The sequence below is a fragment of the Chelatococcus sp. CO-6 genome (assembly GCF_001271345.1).
GTDB lineage: Bacteria > Pseudomonadota > Alphaproteobacteria > Rhizobiales > Beijerinckiaceae > Chelatococcus_A > Chelatococcus_A caeni.
Genome location: NZ_CP012398.1, coordinates 3,270,906 through 3,288,890, shown reverse-complemented (window position 1 = coordinate 3,288,890; position 17,985 = coordinate 3,270,906). Strand labels below are relative to the sequence as shown.

The window sequence follows — 17,985 nt, the reverse complement described above, 5'->3', positions numbered from 1 at the left end:
TTCCGTTCATTGGTCTTTCCCGGCTATCGTCACGCCCGTCCAGGCCGGGGGATCGGAGGCCGGGAAGGATTCGAGCGAGGATTCGAGCACCGGATCGAATTCGGCCTGTTCTTGCGACGACAGGTCCACCGTGCCTTCTTGCTCGACCGCGCGGCGGAGGCGGTGATCGTAGTGCTCCCGATGCAGGCGCATCGGAATGCGATAGGCTTCCGGCGCATCGGCTCCCTTGTAGAGTCGATGCCGTACCTCGCCCCGCCAGTGGTCAGGCGCACGTCGGTGAGTCGTGTCCTCGCGCACGATGTAGCGCCAGTCCTGCCGCTCCGCGAATGCCACGGCGCTTTCGCGGTCGGGAAACTTCAGCCGGATCGGACGATAGGGATCGTCGCTGGAGGTATATCCCATCAGCGGCTCGATGTGGGGCGGGCGCGACGGCTCGAATTCCAGTATCCAGTAGTTGGGCCGCGGCGCCGATGTCATCGCGGAACGTGCCGGCCGGTAAATGATCGCGTTCGGAACGTCCCATGATCTCATGTTGGTCCCGGGTATCTTCGGCGGAAAGGGTGGACGATTGTGACCGCGCATCATGGTGCTTCCCCTCGGTTATCCCCCAGAAAAGCGCGTTCCAGCCGGGCGCGATCCCGCAGGGGCTGTGGAATTCGCACCCTCCTCTGGTGAGCACTCTCAAAAAGCGCATGAGCGGTATCGGAAGACTGACCTGAGTCACGCAGTTTATCGCGAAGATAATCGCGAGCCGACTGGACGATCCGGGTCACGTCGTCTTCAGGAATGCCGAGAACCGAAGAGGCCTTTTCAAGCGGGGTGTCGTTCAGATCGACAAGGAACAGGACCCTGCGCCATAGCGCCGGAAGACCGGCGATCGCCCGATGCAAGAACAGCGCGTCCTGCCGTTTAGCGACCGCCGTTTCGGGGTCGTCCACACCGTCGTCGGCGACGAGTTCCTCGAGCATCAGCACGTCGTCGGGCTGGTAGAACTCGAACATCTCCTCATCCGACTCAGTAGGCTCCGCGGCCGGCACCTCGGGCGCCACGTCGATCGGGGCGGCATCCTCGGGCACCGCGCGGCGCGCGGCCTGCGCCTCGGCCTCAATGGTCTCGAAGGCCAGTTGCGTCAGCCAGTCCCGGACGGAGAATTCGGTCGGCCGCCGCTCGAAGCGATCGAGCCCATTGAGGATCGTCGCATCGACGATATCGCGAACGGCAAGATAGCCCTGTGGTACCGATCCGCTGCATTCGAGATAGGTCAACTCACGCCTGACGGTGTCGTAGACCGTATCGAGATGATCCTCGATCAGGTCGAAGAAGAGCTGGCGCCGCTCCGCCTCCGCCGCATCCCGCGCGGGCGGCAGCGGGGCGCCGATCCGGCGCCGGCGGGCGGGACGCTTGTACTCCGGCTCGTGCTTGAGGCGCGCCACATGCCGATCGACCTGGTGGCGCAGGTCGGCAAAGGCCTTGCGCAGGACAGGCTCGATCTCGAACCCCTCTTCCTGCGCCGCGATCACGCCCGATGGCAGTTGCAAGCGCAGGCTGACCTGGATGCGCGTCTTGCCCCTCGTCTGGGAGGCGACGACTTCGAGCCGGACGAGATTCTCGCGGAAGCGCGCAAGGTGCGGTTCAAGTTGCCGCACCTCTTCCTCGATGACCTCGGGCGCGCGCTGTTGCCCGTGCCGGTCGAGATTGCGAAATGCTCTGATTACTTCCATGCCGTGTGACCTTGCTTGTCGCTTTTTAACGAGATGAGCCGGCGCGACCGTCATCGCGCCGGCCAGTCCTTCACGACGTCACCCGGTAGACTTATCGTCCTTGGACTGCTCCTTATCCTTGGTGTCGACCGGGACATCGGGCGTCGGAGCGTCCGCCTTGTTTTCGGCAACTTCGCTGGACTCGTCGATCCCGGCCTCGGCCTGATCGTCGGGGCTGTCCTCACCGCTGTCCTTTGCGATCTTTTCGAACACCACCTTCTGTTCGCCCGGCGACCAAGCGACGCGGACCTTGTCACCATCCTCGATCCGCCCGGAGAGCATCTCACGGGCTAGCTCGGTCTCCAGCTCCGACCGGATCAGCCGGCGCAGCTCGCGGGCGCCGAATTCAGGGCGGAAGCCCACTGCGCCGAAGTGGTCCACCACGCCCACGTCGAACTCGAGTTCGACGCCCTGGCCGAGGGCGGTCCGCTTCACCCGGTTCAGCTGCAACTCGACGATCTGGCGGATTTCCGACTGGTTCAGCGAGTGGAAGACGATGATCTCGTCGATCCGGTTGATGAACTCGGGCCGGAAATGGCCGCGCAACACTTCCATCAGTTCGGACTTCTGCTTTGCCTCGTCGAACTCCTTGGTGCCGCGTTTCTTAAGGTTACGCTGGATGATGTCCGAACCGAGGTTCGAGGTGGCGATGATGATGGTGTTGGTGAAGTCCACCACTCGCCCCTTGCCGTCGGTCAGCCGGCCGTCGTCGAACACCTGCAACAGAATGTTGTAGACATCCGGGTGCGCCTTCTCGATCTCGTCGAGCAGCACGACCGAATAGGGCCGACGGCGCACCTTCTCGGTCAGTTGCCCGCCTTCGTCGTATCCGACGTAGCCGGGAGGCGCGCCCACCAGCCGGGCGACCGAATGGCGCTCGCCATACTCGGACATGTCGATGCGGATGATTGCGTCCTGATCGCCAAAGATTACTTCGGCGAGCGTCTTGGCCAGTTCCGTCTTGCCAACCCCGGTCGGCCCGAGGAACAGGAAGGTCGCGGTCGGGCCACGTCCCTCGCGCAGTCCTGCGCGCGCGAGGCGCACCGCATCGGCCACGGCGCGGATGGCCTCTTCCTGGCCGATGACGCGCTCGTGCAGCTTCTCCTCGAGCTTGAGGAGCTTGTCCTTCTCCTCGGTGGTCAGATCAGTGACCGGAACGCCGGTGATCTTCGAGACGATCTGCGCGACATGATCGGCGCGCACCTCGGCGGTCGCCGAAGCCTGGTCGCGCTTCCAGATCTCCAGAAGCTCGTCCAGCTCCTTCTGCTTCTGTTCGAGTTCCCTCTTCAATTCCGCTGCCCGGTCGAATTGCTTGCGGGCTGCGGCATAGTCCTGCTCGCGCTTGATCTGCGCGACCTCGGCCTCCAGCTCCTGGACGTCCACGGGGCGCGCTGTGGCGCTGATCTTCACACGTGCGGCGGCCTGATCGATCAGGTCGATCGCTTTGTCAGGCATGAAGCGGCCAGTGATGTAGCGGTCCGAAAGCTCGGCCGCCGCGACGATGGCCTCGTCGGTGATCGTCACCTTGTGATGCGCCTCCAGCGTGTCGCGCAGACCCCGCAGGATCATGATGACCTGAGCGACCGTGGGTTCCTCGACATAAACCGGCTGGAAGCGGCGTTCGAGTGCTGCGTCCTTCTCGATGTATTTCTGGTACTCGTTGAGCGTCGTCGCACCGATCAGGTTCAGCTCGCCCCGCGCCAACGCCGGCTTGAAGGTGTTGGCGATGTCTAGACCGCCTTCGCCACCGCCCTGACCGGCGCCGACGATGGTATGGATCTCGTCGATGAACAGGATCAGACTGTCCTTCTCCTCGGTGATCTCCTTGAGGATCTTCTGGACTCGCTCCTCGAACTCGCCGCGATACTTCGACCCGGCCACCATCGAGTTGATGTTGAGCTCCACGAGCCGCTTGTCGCGCAGCGCCTCTGGCACTTCCCCCGCGACGATCCGTTGTGCAAGTCCCTCGACGATGGCGGTCTTGCCCACTCCGGGCTCGCCGATCAGCACCGGGTTGTTCTTTTTCCGGCGGGCCAGCACTTCGATCGTCGTCTCGATCTCGCGGGCACGGCCGATGACGGGGTCGAGCTTGCCCTCGCGGGCGAGCTTCGTCAGGTCACGGCTGAACTGGTCCAGATCGGGCGTGCTGGAAGGCGCCTCCACCCGGCCTTCTTCGGCTCCCTTGCCCACGACCTTGGTCACCTGCTGGCGAAGCGCCTGTGGCGTCAAACCGTATTTGCGCAGGATCGACGCGGCCAGGCCTTCACCTTCCTCGGCAAGGCCGATCAGCAGGTGCTCGGGACCGACATAGGAATGGCCGAGTTCGTTCGAGGCGATGAAGGCCCGGTTCAGCGCGTCCTTCAGGCGAGGACTGACGCCGATTTCGCCCTCCGTCTTGGCCTCTCCACGCTTCGCTTCCTTCTCGATCTGGCGCCGCAGATCGTCCACATCGACCTTGAACTGCTCCAGGATCGTCTTGACGACGTCAGACGAGGTCAATGCCAGAAGCAAATGTTCGGTATCAACCTCGCTGCGCCCGAATTCTCCGGCGTTCTGTGCGGCATCCTGCAACAGCTTGTTGCCCTGTTCGCTCAGCCGGTCAGCGATGGTGCGTCCGCCGCCGCGCCGCGATCCACGCCGCGGCGCACCCTCACCGAAAGTGGCCTCGACGACATCGTCATCGCCGTCACCCATGGAGCCGAGCGTGCCGCCCCGCAGCGGGCTGTCACCAAAGAGGCTGCCGAATCCGCTGTCGCCGAAGAACTCGTCAAAAAGGGAATGCCGCCCGAACAGGGACTCCAGCGGCGAGGCGCTGCGGCCCGACCGGCGCACCATCTCGCGGTAATGCTGGTCGCAAAGCTCCATGTTCTGAATTCTGCCGTTCACCGAGGCGCGCACGCGCGCCGTCGCCGGGCGACCGCAAATATCGCAAGCTCCGTTTGCCATTCGTCTTCTCCGTTTCTTTATCCAGTCAGGGTTGTCCGCCGATCATCTGCGCCAGTGACAGTGTCACGCAGCGACGGCTTCCGTTCTTTTCACCTTGGACCCAATTGCCACCAGATCGGGCTCGTCCAGTGTCTCTCGTTGCAGGAGATCCTGCGCCGATTGCTCGAGCAGCGCCCGGTTGGCTTCGAGAAGCGAGAGGGTGCGCTTGAACACGCCATCCACGATGTCGCGAACCTTCGCGTCCATCCGCTCGGCAGTGGCGTCGCTGTAGCGGCGGTTCAGGCACGACGACTGGTCGCCGGTGCCGAGAAAGCCGGGCCGATCGGTGTCGTAGCTGACATGCCCGAGGTCTTCGTCCATCCCGTACCGCGCGACCATGGCGCGGGCGATATCGGTGGCCTTGACCAGATCGTCGGCCGCCCCGGTCGAGACATGATTGTAGATGATCTTCTCGGCCGCGCGCCCGCCAAGCAGGACTGCGATCTTGTTCTCCAGCTCCTCCCGCGTCATCAGGAAGCGGTCCTCGGTCGGGCGCTGGATAGTGTAGCCGAGCGCGCCAATTCCGCGCGGGATGATCGAGACCTTGTGCACCGGGTCCACCCCCGGCAGAGCCATCGCCACAAGCGCGTGCCCCATCTCGTGGTGCGCCACGATCTCGCGCTCGCGCGGGTTCAGAACGCGGTTCTTCTTCTCCAACCCGGCGATGATGCGCTCCACGGCATTGTTGAAGTCGTCCATCGTCACCGCATCGGCCTTGCGGCGCGTGGCGAGCAATGCTGCCTCGTTGACGAGATTGGCAAGATCGGCGCCCGAGAAGCCGGGCGTGAGCGCTGCGACCTTCTCGGCATCGACGTCCGGGGCGAGCTTCACCTTTTTCATGTGAACGCCAAGAATCTGCACACGTCCCTTCTTATCCGGCCGATCCACCAACACCTGCCGGTCAAAGCGTCCGGCCCGCAACAGCGCCGGATCGAGAATCTCCGGGCGATTCGTGGCCGCAAGCAGCACGATGCCGACTGATGGGTCGAAGCCATCGAGCTCGGTCAGAAGCTGGTTCAGCGTCTGCTCACGCTCATCGTGGCCACCGGCGATCTGTCCGGAGGAGCGCGCCCGCCCAAGAGCGTCGAGTTCGTCGATGAAGATGATCGCCGGCGCGGATTTCCGGGCCTGCTCGAACAGGTCGCGCACCCGTGCGGCACCGACGCCCACGAACATCTCGACGAACTCTGATCCCGAGATCGAAAAGAAGGTCACGCCCGCCTCACCCGCCACCGCGCGCGCGAGAAGCGTCTTGCCGGTGCCCGGCGGCCCAACGAGCAATATGCCTTTGGGGATATGTGCGCCCAGCTTTCCGTATTCGGCCGGGTTCTTGAGGAACTCCACGACCTCCTCCAACTCGGCCTTGGCCTCATCCACGCCGGCCACGTCAGCGAAACTGACGCCGGTTTCCTTTTCCATGTAAACTTTGGCCTTGCTGCGGCCGACCTGCATGAACCCGCCGAAACCCTGCTTGTCGGCGAACTTGCGGAACAGCAGCATCCAGATTCCGAAGAAGACAAGCGCTGGCGCCACCCAGGAAATCAGCGTGCCGAGAAAAGTGTTTTGCGGAACGCCAGTGATCTCGACGCCAGAGCGGTCGATCCGCTGCAGGATCGCGGGATCCACTACCGTGGTGACGAACTGGCTCTTGCCGTCGACGGGTTCGGTGAAGGTGCCGGTGATGGTGTCTGACCCGACCGCGACAGACGCGACCCTGCCATCCTCGAGATAGCTCTCGAACTGGCTGTAGCTGATCGGGGCGACACTCTGCCAGCCGGCGATCAGATCCTGGATGAAGATCACGGCTATGAAAGCCACCACCCAGTACCAGACGTTGTATTCGGTCTTCTTTTCCATGCCGCTTGTCCCTTTCACTGGCGCCCGAGCCGCGCCCTGATCCGCTCGAGCAGCGCCAGCAGGATGCGCCTTTCGTCCGCCGACAAATCCTGCAGGATTTCATGTTCGAGCACCGATTGCCGCGGCGCGAGTTCCTCCAGCATCGCCCGGGCCTTCGATGTTGCCGTGACGATCTGCGACCGCCTGTCGTCGGGCGAGGGCGACCGCTCGACCCAGCCGCCCCGGACCATGCGATCGACGAGCTGGCCCGCAGTGGCCGGCCCGACCTCAAGCCGGTCGGCCAGATCGCCGATGGTCAGCCCGGACGCATCCTCGACATGCGCCGCCGCCATCCAGGACAGGCGGGTCAGGCCGCTGTCGCGGATGTCTTGGTCGATCCGCTGCTGGATGAGCTGCGCGACCCGGTGGATCGTCGTCCCGATCAGGGCAAGATCAGAAGAGATCATGGGTATCCTTCCTCCGGTTGCATGAGACACAGCATAGACCGCACTCCATCCAAAGTGCAATGCATGCATCATATATGCTTGCATAACAAATGGAACCGCCTATCTTGATGGGCGGTCTCCGAACCCACATCCGGCCGGCGCCGTTGCCCGGTCCCTCCATGCCGACGGTTCGGGGGCATCGATCAGCAACAGGAGGCCAGCAATGCTCTACCCGACATATCTGCGCCGCAGCGATCCCTTTGCGCTGATGCGCTCCATGATGCGCGATCTCGACCGCGGTTTCTGGCCGCCGTCCCGCGCGGCGTTCCCGGCGGTGAATGTCTGGCAAGGCCCTGAGGCCGTTGCCATCGCCGCTGAACTTCCCGGCCTCGAACCGGGCGACATCGAGATTTCGGTTAAGGACAACGTCCTGAAGCTTTCGGGCGAACGCAAGGCGCCCGAGGTTCCCGACGGTGCGCGCTGGCACCGCAACGAACGCGGTTTCGGCAGGTTTTCCCGCGCGATCCGCCTGCCGTTCGCGGCCTCGGATGACAAGGTCGAGGCGAGGATGACGAACGGCGTATTGCGGATCGTCATCTCCCGGCCCGAGGAAGAGAAGCCGAAGAAAATCGAGATCAAGGCAGCTTGAGAGGAGCTGGAACGATGAGCACCGACATCACGCAAGCCGCCGAAAAGACGCCGACCGACTCGCCCGAGACCACCGGCGGCGGACGCATCTACCGTCCGTTGACCGATATCGTCGAGACCGATCAGGGCGTCTCCATGATGCTCGAGATGCCCGGCGTCAGCCCCGACGACGTCGAAATCACTCTTGAAAACCGCGTGCTGACGATCCGCGGCAAGGTTGACCCGGTGCGGCCGGAAAACATGGAACTTGCCTATGCCGAATATGGCGAGGGCGATTTCGAGCGTGCCTTCACGCTTTCCGAGGACTTCGACCCCGACCGGATCGAAGCCGAGATGCGTGGAGGCGTCCTCACTTTGACGCTCCCCCGAGCCCCTGAAGCGCAGCCGAAGAGGATCGCCGTCAAGGGCGCCTGAAAACCGAAGGAGACCAGACCATGCAGATCAAGGACCTCATTCCCTGGGCGCGCAAGGACGGCGCGCCGGATGCCAAGAGCAGCGAAGACAACCCGATCGCGACACTCCAGCGCGAAATGAACCATGTGTTCGAGAACTTCTGGAACCGGGTCGGTCATTTCGAATGGCCCTGGGGCAGCGGCGAGGCGAAATCCGACGTGGTCGAGATCGACAACGCGATCGAAATCTCGATCGAGCTTCCGGGCATGGAGATGAAGGACATCGAGGTGACGGTCAGCGACGACATCCTGACCGTGAAGGGCGAGAAGCGCATCGAGCGCCAGGAGGAGAAGAAGGGATACTATCTCTCCGAGCGCAGCTACGGCGCGATCTACCGCACAATCCCGCTACCCCCCGGTGTGGATGGCGAAAAGGCGCAAGCATCCTTCAAGAACGGGGTTCTGACGATCAAGCTGCCCCAGACTCCCGAGGCGCAGGCGAAGGTCAAGCGCATCGAGGTCAAGAACGGCTGATTTGCCACATTGGGTGTCGCCGGTTTGCGGCGTCCCCTCCGCTCTGTGCGAAATCGCACCGTCTGGTGAAGCCCCGGGGAGCTTGTCTCTCCGGGGCGGCTTTCGAGGGACAATCATGAAAGACTCGCAACGATCCGGGCTGACCCGTGAACAATGGTCGGCGATGACGTTCTACGAGAAGTTCGAACAAGTTGTCATCTTCGTCCTCAGCATCATCATTGCGGCGATCGTGGTTGCGTCGGTCTGGGCGCTGATGCGCGAAGTCGTGAACCGCCTGGTTCTGGGGGCATTCGACACTCTCGATTACGCCACCTTTCAGGTGGTGTTCGGCATGATCTTCACCGTGGTGATCGCGCTCGAGTTCAAGCGCTCCCTTCTTGTTGCGACCGAACGCAGCTTCGGCATCCTTCAGGTCCGCACGATCGTGCTGATCGCGCTCCTCGCCATCGCGCGCAAATTCATCATCCTGGACCTCGGCGAGACGGAATCATCCAAGATTGCCGCACTCGCGGGCGCGGCGCTTGCGCTCGGGGTTGTCCATTGGCTCGTGCGCGATCAGGACCGGCGCGAACTCGGAGACCGTACGACGACATGACCGCGACCTCCGCCCGTCACCGTCTGCTCAATCTCCTGCAATCGGCGCTGCTGCTCGGACTCATGGCGGCGCTCGCCTGGGTTTCGGTCACCGTGATCCTGGGGCCCGGAACGGGGCTGCTCGTCGCGCTCGGCATGGTCGCCGGCCTGTTTCTGGCCCCCGACCTGTCCCGACGAATGCTTCTGTCGGCCTATCGCGCCCAGCGTCTGACGGGGCGCGAGGCCCCCGGTCTCATCGCAGCACTTGCCGAGCTCGCGCGCCGCGCCGGCCTGCCGCGCACCCCGGCGCTTTATCGCGTCCCGAGCCGGTTGCCGAACGCCTTTGCCATGGGCAGCCCCGAGGACAGCACGATCTGCGTCACCGACGGGCTGCTCGAGATCCTCGATGGCCGCGAACTTGCCAGCGTCCTCGCGCATGAGATCGGCCACATCGCCCATCGCGACCTCTGGATTATGGGACTCGCAGACGTGATGTCGCGGCTGGTGTCGTTGGCCAGCTGGGTAGGGCAATTCCTGCTGCTTCTGAACCTGCCGCTCGTGATGGCGGGCATGGTCCATGTGCCCTGGTCGGTCGTGGTGCTCCTGATCTTCGCGCCCACGCTGATGGCGCTGGTCCAGCTCGGCCTGTCGCGGACGCGCGAATACGACGCCGACCGCGCCGCCGCGGAGCTGACCGGCGACCCAGAGGGCCTCGTGCGCGCGCTCGTCAAGCTCGAGCGCCGGGTCGGTCGGTTCTGGGAGGAGATCTTTCTTCCCGGCCGACGCATTCCCGACCCGTCGCTGCTCAGGACCCATCCGCCGACCGAAAGCCGTGTCCGGCGGCTTCGCGAATTGGACCCGAACCGCTCAGTTCCATTCCCCGACATCATCGGCCACTCGGCCGGGGTCGCACACGCCTCGAACCTGACACCGCGATTCAGGCGCTTCGGGACGTACTGGTAGAAAACGAGAAGCGACGGCATCTGGTCGCGGGCGGGTGGATCTGGCCGAGTCAGGAATTCAGAGTGGGCATGGATTCTGTCGTGTTCCCCTGACGGCATCGTGATCTTCCAGGCTTGTGATGCCGGTGTACATTTACGCGCTGCGGCGGCGGACGAATCCGTTCTGCGTAGGAGGGAGTTATCGCAGCGACAATATGCGCGGTTCATGGCGTAGCCGCCGGCGTGCCTTGTGGCGATGGGGGCCTGTGCCACCGGTTCAATTTTAGTCGCAATCGAGCCATTTGTGGGATCGAACCAAAGCGCTGACGAATAAAATCAATGCGTTGCGAGCTGGAGAAGGTTCGACCCCAGACCCATCCCCTCCGCCACTTTGGTAAAAACCGGGAACGCCGATTCCAGCCGACTTCCCTCCTTTGGTGGCTACCGGCGTGCTCAATAGGGTGTTTTTTGCTGACCTTGATGTAGATCGCGTCGTCCGCGATCTCGGCGTGTTGGGCGAAGGCGCGGACATGTTCCCGCCGATAGCCGCCCTTTCCAAGCCGGAGGCGAGTGCGAGCTTCGCTTGCCAGTTCCGGCACGGCCGCTTTGGCGTGAATCTAAATTCAAACAGCAAAGCGCCCGATGGGTTGCACCGGGCACTTCTTTCTCAAGTCACCTCGAGATTACTTGGTAGCGAGGATTTTGAAATTGTGGACGTTTGCCACCACACCGTCGTCCCATCCACCTGAGATCAATTCTGAAGCCTTTTCATTCAGGAGTCCGGCGACTTGTCCGGCAAAGTGCGCTTCGCGGTCAGAGTTGTCGGCAAAGATGTCGAAGATGGCGAAGTTGGTCTCGTCAATCTGCAGCGCCGCCCAGAACAATGTCTTGGGTTCAGTTTCTGCGACGATGGGGCCGGCGGCGGTCAGCAAGGCTGCCAATTCGGGGCCTTTACCTGGAGCAGCTTTGAGCTTGATGTAAGTTGCGGTCGTTGCCGTGGAGAGATCAACCGGCGCCTTGACCGACAGGACATCGGAGTTGTTGATATTCGCGACAACACCGTCGTCCCATCCGCCGTCGACCAGCGCGTCGGCGTTTTGGTTCAAAGCCGCCGCAACCGCTCCTGAGAAGTGAGCGTCGCGTGCTTCTTCGTCTGCGAAGATGTCAAAGATTGCGAGCGTGTCATCGGCTTGCAGAGCAAACCAAAGGACGGTGCCCGGCTCTGTGTCCCGCACGATCGCTGCGGCACCAGCCAGAAACTCCGCGAAAGCTCCGGTCTGGCCTTCGGCGGCCGGCATGGCGATGTAGCTGGCTGTATGATTTACCATTGGGTTGTCCTGTGCAGTTGCAGAAGTTGTGATCAGCGCCAGTGCGGCGACTGTCTGAAGGATTTGCGTTTTCATGGCCGTCTCCTGATTTGAAGTGCTTCAGGTTTGGTTTCGATGCACTTTTGTCCCATGCCGAATGCGCCCGAACCCAATACCGAAATTCTATTTTTTGATAGACATTGACTATTGAAGTTGGTTTGATGGTGTGGCTGAAGATGTAACGGAGAATGCGGCGATGGAAATGAACCAGATCAGGTATTTTCTCGCTGTCTGCGAGCACCGAAACTTCACCCACGCAGCCAGCGCCTCCAATGTCTCCCAGCCTTCCTTGACGACTGCAATCAAGAAACTTGAAGACGAGCTTGGAGGCGACCTGTTTGTCAGGGACCGTGCGGGATGCAGGCTGACGACGCTGGGAAAACTCATGCAGCCAAGATTGCAGAAGGCTCATGATGAGACGAGACAGGCGAAGGCGGAGGCGGTCCGTCATATGCGCTTGGAGCGGGTGCCAATCTCTGTCGGCGTCGGAGAAACGATTGGCCACAACAGGATTTCGGCAGCTATGGAGCGTACTCGTACGCGATTGCCGCAAGCCGAAATAGAATTGATCGTTGCGTCAACCTCCGATCTTCTTGCCGGGTTACGAGATGGTGAATTTGACGTTGTAGTCACCGCAGAGAAGGTCAGTGAAGACCTCTATCGTATAGACCATCTCTATGAAGAGGACTACAAAGTCGTGGTGTCAAAGTCGCATCCGTTGTCTGAACTAAGTGCGATCTCTCTTTCGACTCTTGCTAAAACTGACATGCTTGACCGCCTAAATTGCGAAATGCGGGATGTTTTGCATGGGACCTGCGCGGATCATGGTCACGAACTCTACGCGGCCTATCGGTCAAATCGCGTGGATTGGTTAGTTGAACTTGCTCGGCAAGGGTCAGGTGCGGTGATCCTGCCAGCCACCGCTATTCCTTCGGACATGGGCTTGGTGTCGAAACCCATCGATGGAATTGAAATATCAAGAACTGTTTTGGCCCTTCGATATCGGCACCAAACGACGAGACCAGAGACAAATGATCTGATCCGTGAGATGACGCGCACGCTGGCGTAGTGAGGTCGGTAATCGACATTCGCCCATCGTGCAGCATTCGTCACTTTGGGCTCAGACCAGACTTTCGCGGCATCACGCTCGAACGTCCGTTCTACTTTTCTTCGAGACCTCGCCAGCAATCCGCCACTTAGCGCTGGAGAAATTGCGCCAGATTGCGGTGAAGGTCACAGCGAACCACGCCCATTGTGTGCAATGATAGTCGTCGGTGACGAGGCCGTACTCTTCAAGAAGCCACCGCGCCGCGTGAGGGGACCTTCGGCGCGGGTAACAGTGGGTGGGTTCTTTTCAATCTTGAGGAGCCGCTTGATTTCCCTGATGACCTCTTCAGCAGACGTCCCCGACTTTGCCGTCGGGTGGAAGTGAATGAACGGCAGGTTTCGGGCGCCGAACGCGGCGCTCCGAACGGCGACAATGGGTCGTCACCTGCCATTGCCAATGCCCGTAACACGATCAGATATCGCCTGTCATGTGTTAGCTGTGAGACCATCAGCCCGCTTGCTTGCGCTGATCCTTGGTCCGACTGATCGCTTGACGCAATCAACCCGTTAAGGGTCGGCTATGCGAGCATGCCGCCGCTGCGGCTTCGCCTGCGCGGTGATTGCCGCGTTCAGCCCGACACATCGCGCGCCTGTCAGCGGGGGATGGTCCTCCGCTCGAATAGGAGCCGGATCGATGTCCCTCAACGACGCTCACGCCTTCGCTTTCAGCCTCGCCATCACGCTGATGGCCGCCATTATCACTCTTCCAGGCCGGCGACGGCACGCTGTCGGTGATGCCCGCCAGCGAATATGACGGCGACATCGCCGCCATCGTCCGTGAGATCGATCCCTTCGCCCCCTGATCGGGGCGAGCCAGTCGCCAGGAGCGGAAATCGCCAACGATCTCCGCTCCTGGCGTGCGCGCTCTTGCGCTATACTTCAGCCGCGCCGTGGTGGCGGTGGTGGAAGGCGCGACCTTCAGGCCTTGTCCATACGGAGGCCACCACCATGATCATCCTCGCAATATTTGCATCCCTCGCAGCGCTCGAGCTGCTTTGCTGGCTGCTGTTCACGCTGGCCGTCTTCGCGCTGCCGGCGTTCGTCGGCGCGACCGCGGGAGCCTGGACCCACGCACGGGAGCCGGCACTCTCGGCGCCATCCTGGTCGGCGCCGTCGCGGCGGCGTCACGCTCGCGGCCGCGCATCTGCTCATCACCTTCGCTCGGCCCATGTGGCTGAAGCTGATCCCGGCCGCAGCCTTCGTCGCGCCGGCGGAGATCGCCGGCTTCCATGCGACCCATGGCATCGTGAAGCACCTCATGCCGTCCGATGCGTGGCAGATCATGTTCTCCGTCATCGACGCGGTCGCGGTCGGCATCACGGCTTTCGTGTGGGTCGCGGGAATGGCGGCGGCACCGGGCCCGTCCGGCCGGGATCTTGCACTGGCCTGATCCTCATCATTGCCGTCAGGAGGATCAGGGCAGCAGTGGCGTGATGGCCCTCCGACGTCTCATATCAGAGCGACAGGCGTGTACGGTGCGGATCGACGCTCGGCCCGGAGAAGCGGTCCTCATTGAAGCGCAGCCGGGGCGGAGCCATGTCTCGGCAGCGCACCGGACATCCGGCGCGGCGATCTCCTTGAGGGCGGCGGAAGGTCAGGATGCAGTGTCGGGCCTGCCGGGAGGAAACGAAGCCGGTGAGCATGCGGTGACGCCGGTTTGCCGATGCGGGACGGCCGCCATCCTCTCCGTCATCTGACCGTGCCTCGACCGTTCCCAAACGGCCTCTTCAATGGCCCGATCTGGCCGAAGGCCGGCTGCGCCTCGATCGCCTGTGACGCAACAGCCGCGTCAAACTTTCTTCCCCTGCCGGGACCACCCCACGCGATACATGGCGCGGGGACCCCGGATCGCCGTCATTCCTCGCGAGACAAGAATGTCCTCCTTAGCTGTCCAGCCCCTTCGGGGTGCGTCGTCGATCGTCTCCGGCCTGCCGATCGCCATCGAGGCCGCAATGGTGCGGGCTCGGGAACGGAAGAACGGAGAGTTACCATGGCCACCATCGGCACCTTCAAGAAGACCGGCTCAAACGAGTTCACCGGCGAAATCGTCACCCTCAGCGTCCAGGCCAAGAACGTGCGCATCGTCCCCGACCAGCGCGCCACCGGCGAGAACGCCCCCAGTCACCGGGTCCTGGTCGGCCGCGCCGAGATCGGCGCCGCTTGGTCCAAGCGCTCCAACGAGGGCCGCGACTATTTGGGCCTCAAGCTCGACGACCCGAGCTTCAACGCTCCGATCTACGCCAACCTCTTCAACGACGAGGACGGCGAAGGCTTCTCGCTGATCTGGTCCCGCCCCAACGGGCGGCGCGGCGACTAAGGCCAAGCAGGGACCTCGCCACAGGACGGGGTCCCTTCCATCATTTTCCGGAACGCTTGGTCCTTGTGGCCTCCTCCTTAGGGCGTTGAAGGAGATCCGCAGCCTCCATCCCAAGCACTCGGGCAAGCCGATCGACGACGTCTATTCCCGCCGCATAGACGCAGCGCTCCAAGGCGCTGATATAGGTGCGGTCAATGTCGGCGCGATGCGCCAATTCCTCTTGGAACAAGCCTTTGGCCCGCCTGCTCTTCCGCAGATGCTGCGCCAGCGCCTCTCATATACCCATGAACGAGAGGACACCGCCTGTAGAGAATTCCACCACGGTGTATTCTCTACAATCGACATTGCAGGAGCGTTCTACCGTGACCGACGTGCAGTTCGCCGGCGTCCTTCGTGATGTCCCGTGGACATCGCCTGATGCCGCCGCGGCGGCTTCCCTGCCAAGCGACAAGGTCTAGCCTTAAGGTGCGAGAGACAGGTCAGCGCGTGGAGAGCGCTAGGATGGCAGATGACTTTCTCGACAGTCCGCCGGAAAGCGAGACATTAACCGACTATGATCGCAGCCACACCAAGCTCTATCTCAGACTGCTTGATGCCGCAGCCGACGGCGCCGACTGGCGGGAGGCTGTGGCAATTCTATTCGGTATCGACCCTGACCGCGAGCCCGAGCGCGCCCGCCGCGTCCATGACAGTCATCTGGCGCGGGCGCAGTGGATGACGCACACCGGCTACCGTCATTTACTGCGCCGCTCTACCCGCTGATTCGATGTGATGCCGGGCCGGCATCACACGATGCCAATCGACAGTCTTCCTAGGCAGCGCTCGACCGAAGATCGTTCACAGCTCAACTTGCATATAAATTGCGAGGTGACTGTGACATGCGGCCCGACACATCGCGCTGGAGAGAAAACACAAGCTACGATCTTGTCGATGATCTGCCTCCCGATGGATTGGCATGGGAATACTTGCGTCGCAACGGCGCCTATCAGCAGGATTTCGCGCGACATCTGGAGATCAAGGGACTAGCAGAGCCTCTGGCGGCCGACGCTGAGACCCGTTGGGGGTTGCGATTTCGCGGCAAGGCCGAGCCGTTCCTTCTTGGATCAACCTATTCTCTGGTCCCCCAATGCGGACACCGGCGTCGTCATTCTAACGGCGGTGCCTGATTCTCTGATCTCGTTTCCAGCCGCCTTCGATGTCTCAGTCGCCAGCGGCGATACGGCCCTAGGCTTTCACGCGTTTCACACGACTGAGGCCCTTACCTCTCATCTCTTCATACTCCCCGGCGCCAAGCGCGACGCGCCGTTAGCCGCATTGATCCCACTCGACCGCGACAGCCTGGGCCGCATCGAGGCGCTCACCCGGTTCTGCTTTTCCTGGCAGCGACGGCCGGTTCCTCCGGACACCCGCCTGACTCGCCAGCAACGTCGACGGTTGCGCCTGATGCTGCAGGCCGTCGACGGCCATTTGAATGGCGCGACCTACCGGGAAATCGCGAAAGTCATCTATGGCGTCGCGCGGATCGACGACGCCCCTTGGAAGACTTCACCGCTACGCGACAGCACCATCGCCCTCGTTCGCAATGGCCTTGCGATGATCGATGGCGGTTATCGGCAACTCCTTCGCCACCGCCGCCGCTCTTAATCCGGCCGACACGCCGAGGGTGGGAATTTAACACCCCCTAACTTCCCCATCCCCCGACGACGCCTCTCGCAGCCACCGTGCGCTGACACCGCCGCCGACATCCGGCAGCCGCCCAGCACAGCACGGAGCTTCGATCATGGCCGAAAGCGCGACCGTCCAACTCCCCCCACGCTATTTGCGCACGCCGGAGGCCGCGCGCTTCCTTGGTCTCTCCGGCCGAACGCTTGAGAAGCATCGCACCTATGGCACAGGTCCGGCTTTCAAGAAGCTCGGCGGTCGCGTCGTCTATGCGGTTGCCGACCTGCAGACCTGGGCCAATCGCGGCACCAAGAATTCGACCGCCGAAGGCAACTCGGTCCTGCCCGCCAAGCGCCATGACGCCACGGCCACGGTCGGCGGCCACGCGCCCCAGCGCTGAGCGAACGGCAGATGTCGGCGCGCCATCACAGCAGCGAACGCGAGCAGCTCGATCTCTTCCGGGCGCTGCCCGGGGATCTCGCACCGCGCGACGCGCAGGACTTGATGGCGTACCCGTTCTTCGCGCTCGGCAAGTCGAAACGCCTGGCGCCGATCAACTTCAAGGCCGGCTCCATCGTCATCCGCGTCGAAGCCGTCCCCGAGCACGGCATGGCCACCATCTGGGACGCCGACGTGCTGATCTGGGCGGCCTCCCAGATCGTCGAGGCGCGCGACGCCGGACTGCGGCCATCGCGCCTGATGGCGACCACGCCCTACGAGATCCTGCAGTTCATCGGTCGGGGCGTCAGCTTGCGCGACTACGACCGGCTAAAGGCCGCGCTCGACCGTCTCCAGTCGACGACGGTGGCGACGTCGATCCGCCAGCCGACCGAACGGCGGCTGCACCGCTTCTCCTGGATCAACGAGTGGAAAGAGCGAGCCGACGGCAGAGGCCGGCCGCTCGGCCTCGAGCTGATCGTGCCGGACTGGTTCTACGCTGCCGTTCTCGACGACGCGCTCGTGCTGACCATCGACCGCGATTATTTCGGTCTGACTGGCGGGCTGGAGCGATGGCTTTACCGGCTCGTGCGCAAGCACGGCGGTCGCCAAGAATTCGGCTGGAGCTTCGACTTCCGGCATCTCCACGCGAAGTCGGGCAGCCTCTCGCCGCTCAAGCATTTCGCCTACGACCTGCGGGACATCGTCCGCCGGCAGCCGCTGCCAGGCTATCGCCTGACCATCGAGCAGTGCCTCGGCGGCCCCGAAATCCTCTCCTTCAAACCCATCGATCCGAACGCGCTCGGCATCCCTCGCCAGCGTCGCCGCTCGACCAAGCGCCCTGGGGATAAGCTGTGAATCGTCTCGTGCTATCAGGGACCGGACCCATCGTGCCATCGAGGACCCGATCCTCGTGCTATCGGGGACCGGAATCGACGAATCCGCCCGCTGAATCAGCTACTTGCGAGCCCCGTAACTT

At 62.7% G+C, this 17,985-nt stretch carries 19 protein-coding genes and 1 pseudogene; 13 read left to right on the top strand and 7 right to left on the bottom strand.

Annotation, left to right across the window (positions count from 1 at the left end; all coding sequences use genetic code 11):
* Positions 1–6: 6 nt before the first annotated feature.
* From AL346_RS15495 to AL346_RS15475, 5 genes are all read right to left on the bottom strand, one after another.
* A complete protein-coding gene (locus AL346_RS15495; RefSeq protein WP_026015562.1) occupies positions 7–585 on the bottom strand; it encodes an NADH dehydrogenase ubiquinone Fe-S protein 4 in 579 nt (192 codons plus the stop codon).
* Positions 582–1,775: an RNA polymerase sigma factor gene (locus AL346_RS15490; RefSeq protein WP_245303207.1), complete on the bottom strand. Its 1,194-nt coding sequence runs from the start codon at positions 1,773–1,775 to the stop codon at positions 582–584. The genes AL346_RS15495 and AL346_RS15490 overlap by 4 nt, the downstream gene beginning before the upstream one ends.
* 24 nt (positions 1,776–1,799) lie before the next feature.
* On the bottom strand, positions 1,800–4,706 hold the full coding sequence (locus AL346_RS15485) for an ATP-dependent Clp protease ATP-binding subunit (RefSeq protein WP_026015563.1): 2,907 nt from the start codon (positions 4,704–4,706) through the stop codon (positions 1,800–1,802).
* A gap of 63 nt (positions 4,707–4,769) precedes the next feature.
* Complete coding sequence (gene ftsH / locus AL346_RS15480) at positions 4,770–6,602, bottom strand: ATP-dependent zinc metalloprotease FtsH (protein WP_019404609.1); 1,833 nt, start codon at positions 6,600–6,602, stop codon at positions 4,770–4,772.
* Positions 6,603–6,616: 14 nt separating this feature from the next.
* The gene (locus tag AL346_RS15475) at positions 6,617–7,048 is read right to left on the bottom strand and encodes a MarR family winged helix-turn-helix transcriptional regulator (protein WP_019404610.1); all 432 of its coding nucleotides are present in this window, start codon (positions 7,046–7,048) and stop codon (positions 6,617–6,619) included.
* Between the two features lie 202 nt (positions 7,049–7,250).
* On the opposite strand from AL346_RS15475, the gene AL346_RS15470 reads away from it, so the two are divergent.
* From AL346_RS15470 to AL346_RS15450, 5 genes are all read left to right on the top strand, one after another.
* Positions 7,251–7,676 carry an Hsp20/alpha crystallin family protein gene (locus tag AL346_RS15470; RefSeq protein WP_019404611.1) on the top strand — a complete coding sequence of 142 codons (426 nt, stop codon included), beginning with the start codon at positions 7,251–7,253 and terminating at the stop codon, positions 7,674–7,676.
* A 14-nt stretch (positions 7,677–7,690) separates the two neighbouring features.
* Positions 7,691–8,089 (top strand): Hsp20/alpha crystallin family protein, encoded by a 399-nt coding sequence (locus AL346_RS15465; protein ID WP_019404612.1) that lies wholly within the window; start codon positions 7,691–7,693, stop codon positions 8,087–8,089.
* Between the two features lie 20 nt (positions 8,090–8,109).
* Complete coding sequence (locus AL346_RS15460; protein ID WP_019404613.1) at positions 8,110–8,601, top strand: Hsp20/alpha crystallin family protein; 492 nt, start codon at positions 8,110–8,112, stop codon at positions 8,599–8,601.
* Between the two features lie 115 nt (positions 8,602–8,716).
* Entirely contained in the window at positions 8,717–9,196 is a 480-nt protein-coding gene (locus AL346_RS15455) for a phosphate-starvation-inducible PsiE family protein (RefSeq protein ID WP_053193829.1), read from the top strand.
* Entirely contained in the window at positions 9,193–10,137 is a 945-nt protein-coding gene (locus AL346_RS15450) for a zinc metalloprotease HtpX (RefSeq protein WP_019404615.1), read from the top strand. Before AL346_RS15455 ends, AL346_RS15450 begins: the two co-directional genes overlap by 4 nt.
* Before the next feature lie 661 nt (positions 10,138–10,798).
* Here the strand turns inward: AL346_RS15450 and AL346_RS15445 are convergent.
* Positions 10,799–11,518, bottom strand: a complete 720-nt coding sequence (locus AL346_RS15445; RefSeq protein ID WP_026015565.1) for a putative quinol monooxygenase — start codon at positions 11,516–11,518, stop codon at positions 10,799–10,801.
* 160 nt (positions 11,519–11,678) lie between these two features.
* Between AL346_RS15445 and AL346_RS24720 the strand changes: the two genes are divergently transcribed.
* The 3 genes and pseudogenes from AL346_RS24720 to AL346_RS15435 all read left to right on the top strand — a co-directional run bounded on the left by AL346_RS24720 (position 11,679) and on the right by AL346_RS15435 (position 14,906).
* Entirely contained in the window at positions 11,679–12,551 is an 873-nt protein-coding gene (locus AL346_RS24720) for a LysR family transcriptional regulator (protein WP_082312531.1), read from the top strand.
* A gap of 986 nt (positions 12,552–13,537) precedes the next feature.
* Positions 13,538–13,979: pseudogene (locus tag AL346_RS15440) on the top strand (hypothetical protein).
* A 600-nt stretch (positions 13,980–14,579) separates the two neighbouring features.
* Positions 14,580–14,906 (top strand): DUF736 domain-containing protein, encoded by a 327-nt coding sequence (locus AL346_RS15435; RefSeq protein ID WP_019404618.1) that lies wholly within the window; start codon positions 14,580–14,582, stop codon positions 14,904–14,906.
* 40 nt (positions 14,907–14,946) lie between these two features.
* Here AL346_RS15435 and AL346_RS24710 read toward each other — a convergent pair whose 3' ends face one another.
* On the bottom strand, positions 14,947–15,174 hold the full coding sequence (locus AL346_RS24710) for a helix-turn-helix domain-containing protein (protein WP_245258973.1): 228 nt from the start codon (positions 15,172–15,174) through the stop codon (positions 14,947–14,949).
* 128 nt (positions 15,175–15,302) lie between these two features.
* Here AL346_RS24710 and AL346_RS15430 point away from each other — a divergent pair, with 128 nt between their 5' ends.
* From AL346_RS15430 to AL346_RS15415, 5 genes are all read left to right on the top strand, one after another.
* Positions 15,303–15,668, top strand: a complete 366-nt coding sequence (locus tag AL346_RS15430; RefSeq protein ID WP_371259740.1) for a DNA -binding domain-containing protein — start codon at positions 15,303–15,305, stop codon at positions 15,666–15,668.
* A gap of 116 nt (positions 15,669–15,784) precedes the next feature.
* Positions 15,785–16,072: a transcriptional regulator domain-containing protein gene (locus AL346_RS25635; RefSeq protein ID WP_245258969.1), complete on the top strand. Its 288-nt coding sequence runs from the start codon at positions 15,785–15,787 to the stop codon at positions 16,070–16,072.
* The gene (locus AL346_RS15425) at positions 16,005–16,550 is read left to right on the top strand and encodes a DUF2285 domain-containing protein (RefSeq protein WP_019404620.1); all 546 of its coding nucleotides are present in this window, start codon (positions 16,005–16,007) and stop codon (positions 16,548–16,550) included. The genes AL346_RS25635 and AL346_RS15425 overlap by 68 nt, the downstream gene beginning before the upstream one ends.
* A gap of 136 nt (positions 16,551–16,686) precedes the next feature.
* Positions 16,687–16,968 (top strand): AlpA family transcriptional regulator, encoded by a 282-nt coding sequence (locus AL346_RS15420; RefSeq protein WP_019404621.1) that lies wholly within the window; start codon positions 16,687–16,689, stop codon positions 16,966–16,968.
* Between the two features lie 11 nt (positions 16,969–16,979).
* Positions 16,980–17,864 (top strand): replication initiator protein A, encoded by an 885-nt coding sequence (locus AL346_RS15415; protein WP_019404622.1) that lies wholly within the window; start codon positions 16,980–16,982, stop codon positions 17,862–17,864.
* Positions 17,865–17,985 lie beyond the last annotated feature (121 nt).

Excerpts from the sequence above, each read along its gene's own strand:
- AL346_RS15495 (WP_026015562.1), bottom strand. The coding sequence starts at position 585 with ATGATGCGCGGTCACAATCGTCCACCCTTTCCGCCGAAGATACCCGGG.
- AL346_RS15490 (WP_245303207.1), bottom strand. The coding sequence starts at position 1,775 with ATGACGGTCGCGCCGGCTCATCTCGTTAAAAAGCGACAAGCAAGGTCA.
- AL346_RS15485 (WP_026015563.1), bottom strand. The coding sequence starts at position 4,706 with ATGGCAAACGGAGCTTGCGATATTTGCGGTCGCCCGGCGACGGCGCGC.
- ftsH (WP_019404609.1), bottom strand. The coding sequence starts at position 6,602 with ATGGAAAAGAAGACCGAATACAACGTCTGGTACTGGGTGGTGGCTTTC.
- AL346_RS15475 (WP_019404610.1), bottom strand. The coding sequence starts at position 7,048 with ATGATCTCTTCTGATCTTGCCCTGATCGGGACGACGATCCACCGGGTC.
- AL346_RS15470 (WP_019404611.1), top strand. The coding sequence starts at position 7,251 with ATGCTCTACCCGACATATCTGCGCCGCAGCGATCCCTTTGCGCTGATG.
- AL346_RS15465 (WP_019404612.1), top strand. The coding sequence starts at position 7,691 with ATGAGCACCGACATCACGCAAGCCGCCGAAAAGACGCCGACCGACTCG.
- AL346_RS15460 (WP_019404613.1), top strand. The coding sequence starts at position 8,110 with ATGCAGATCAAGGACCTCATTCCCTGGGCGCGCAAGGACGGCGCGCCG.
- AL346_RS15455 (WP_053193829.1), top strand. The coding sequence starts at position 8,717 with ATGAAAGACTCGCAACGATCCGGGCTGACCCGTGAACAATGGTCGGCG.
- AL346_RS15450 (WP_019404615.1), top strand. The coding sequence starts at position 9,193 with ATGACCGCGACCTCCGCCCGTCACCGTCTGCTCAATCTCCTGCAATCG.
- AL346_RS15445 (WP_026015565.1), bottom strand. The coding sequence starts at position 11,518 with ATGAAAACGCAAATCCTTCAGACAGTCGCCGCACTGGCGCTGATCACA.
- AL346_RS24720 (WP_082312531.1), top strand. The coding sequence starts at position 11,679 with ATGGAAATGAACCAGATCAGGTATTTTCTCGCTGTCTGCGAGCACCGA.
- AL346_RS15435 (WP_019404618.1), top strand. The coding sequence starts at position 14,580 with ATGGCCACCATCGGCACCTTCAAGAAGACCGGCTCAAACGAGTTCACC.
- AL346_RS15430 (WP_371259740.1), top strand. The coding sequence starts at position 15,303 with ATGTCCCGTGGACATCGCCTGATGCCGCCGCGGCGGCTTCCCTGCCAA.
- AL346_RS25635 (WP_245258969.1), top strand. The coding sequence starts at position 15,785 with ATGCGGCCCGACACATCGCGCTGGAGAGAAAACACAAGCTACGATCTT.
- AL346_RS15420 (WP_019404621.1), top strand. The coding sequence starts at position 16,687 with ATGGCCGAAAGCGCGACCGTCCAACTCCCCCCACGCTATTTGCGCACG.
- AL346_RS15415 (WP_019404622.1), top strand. The coding sequence starts at position 16,980 with ATGTCGGCGCGCCATCACAGCAGCGAACGCGAGCAGCTCGATCTCTTC.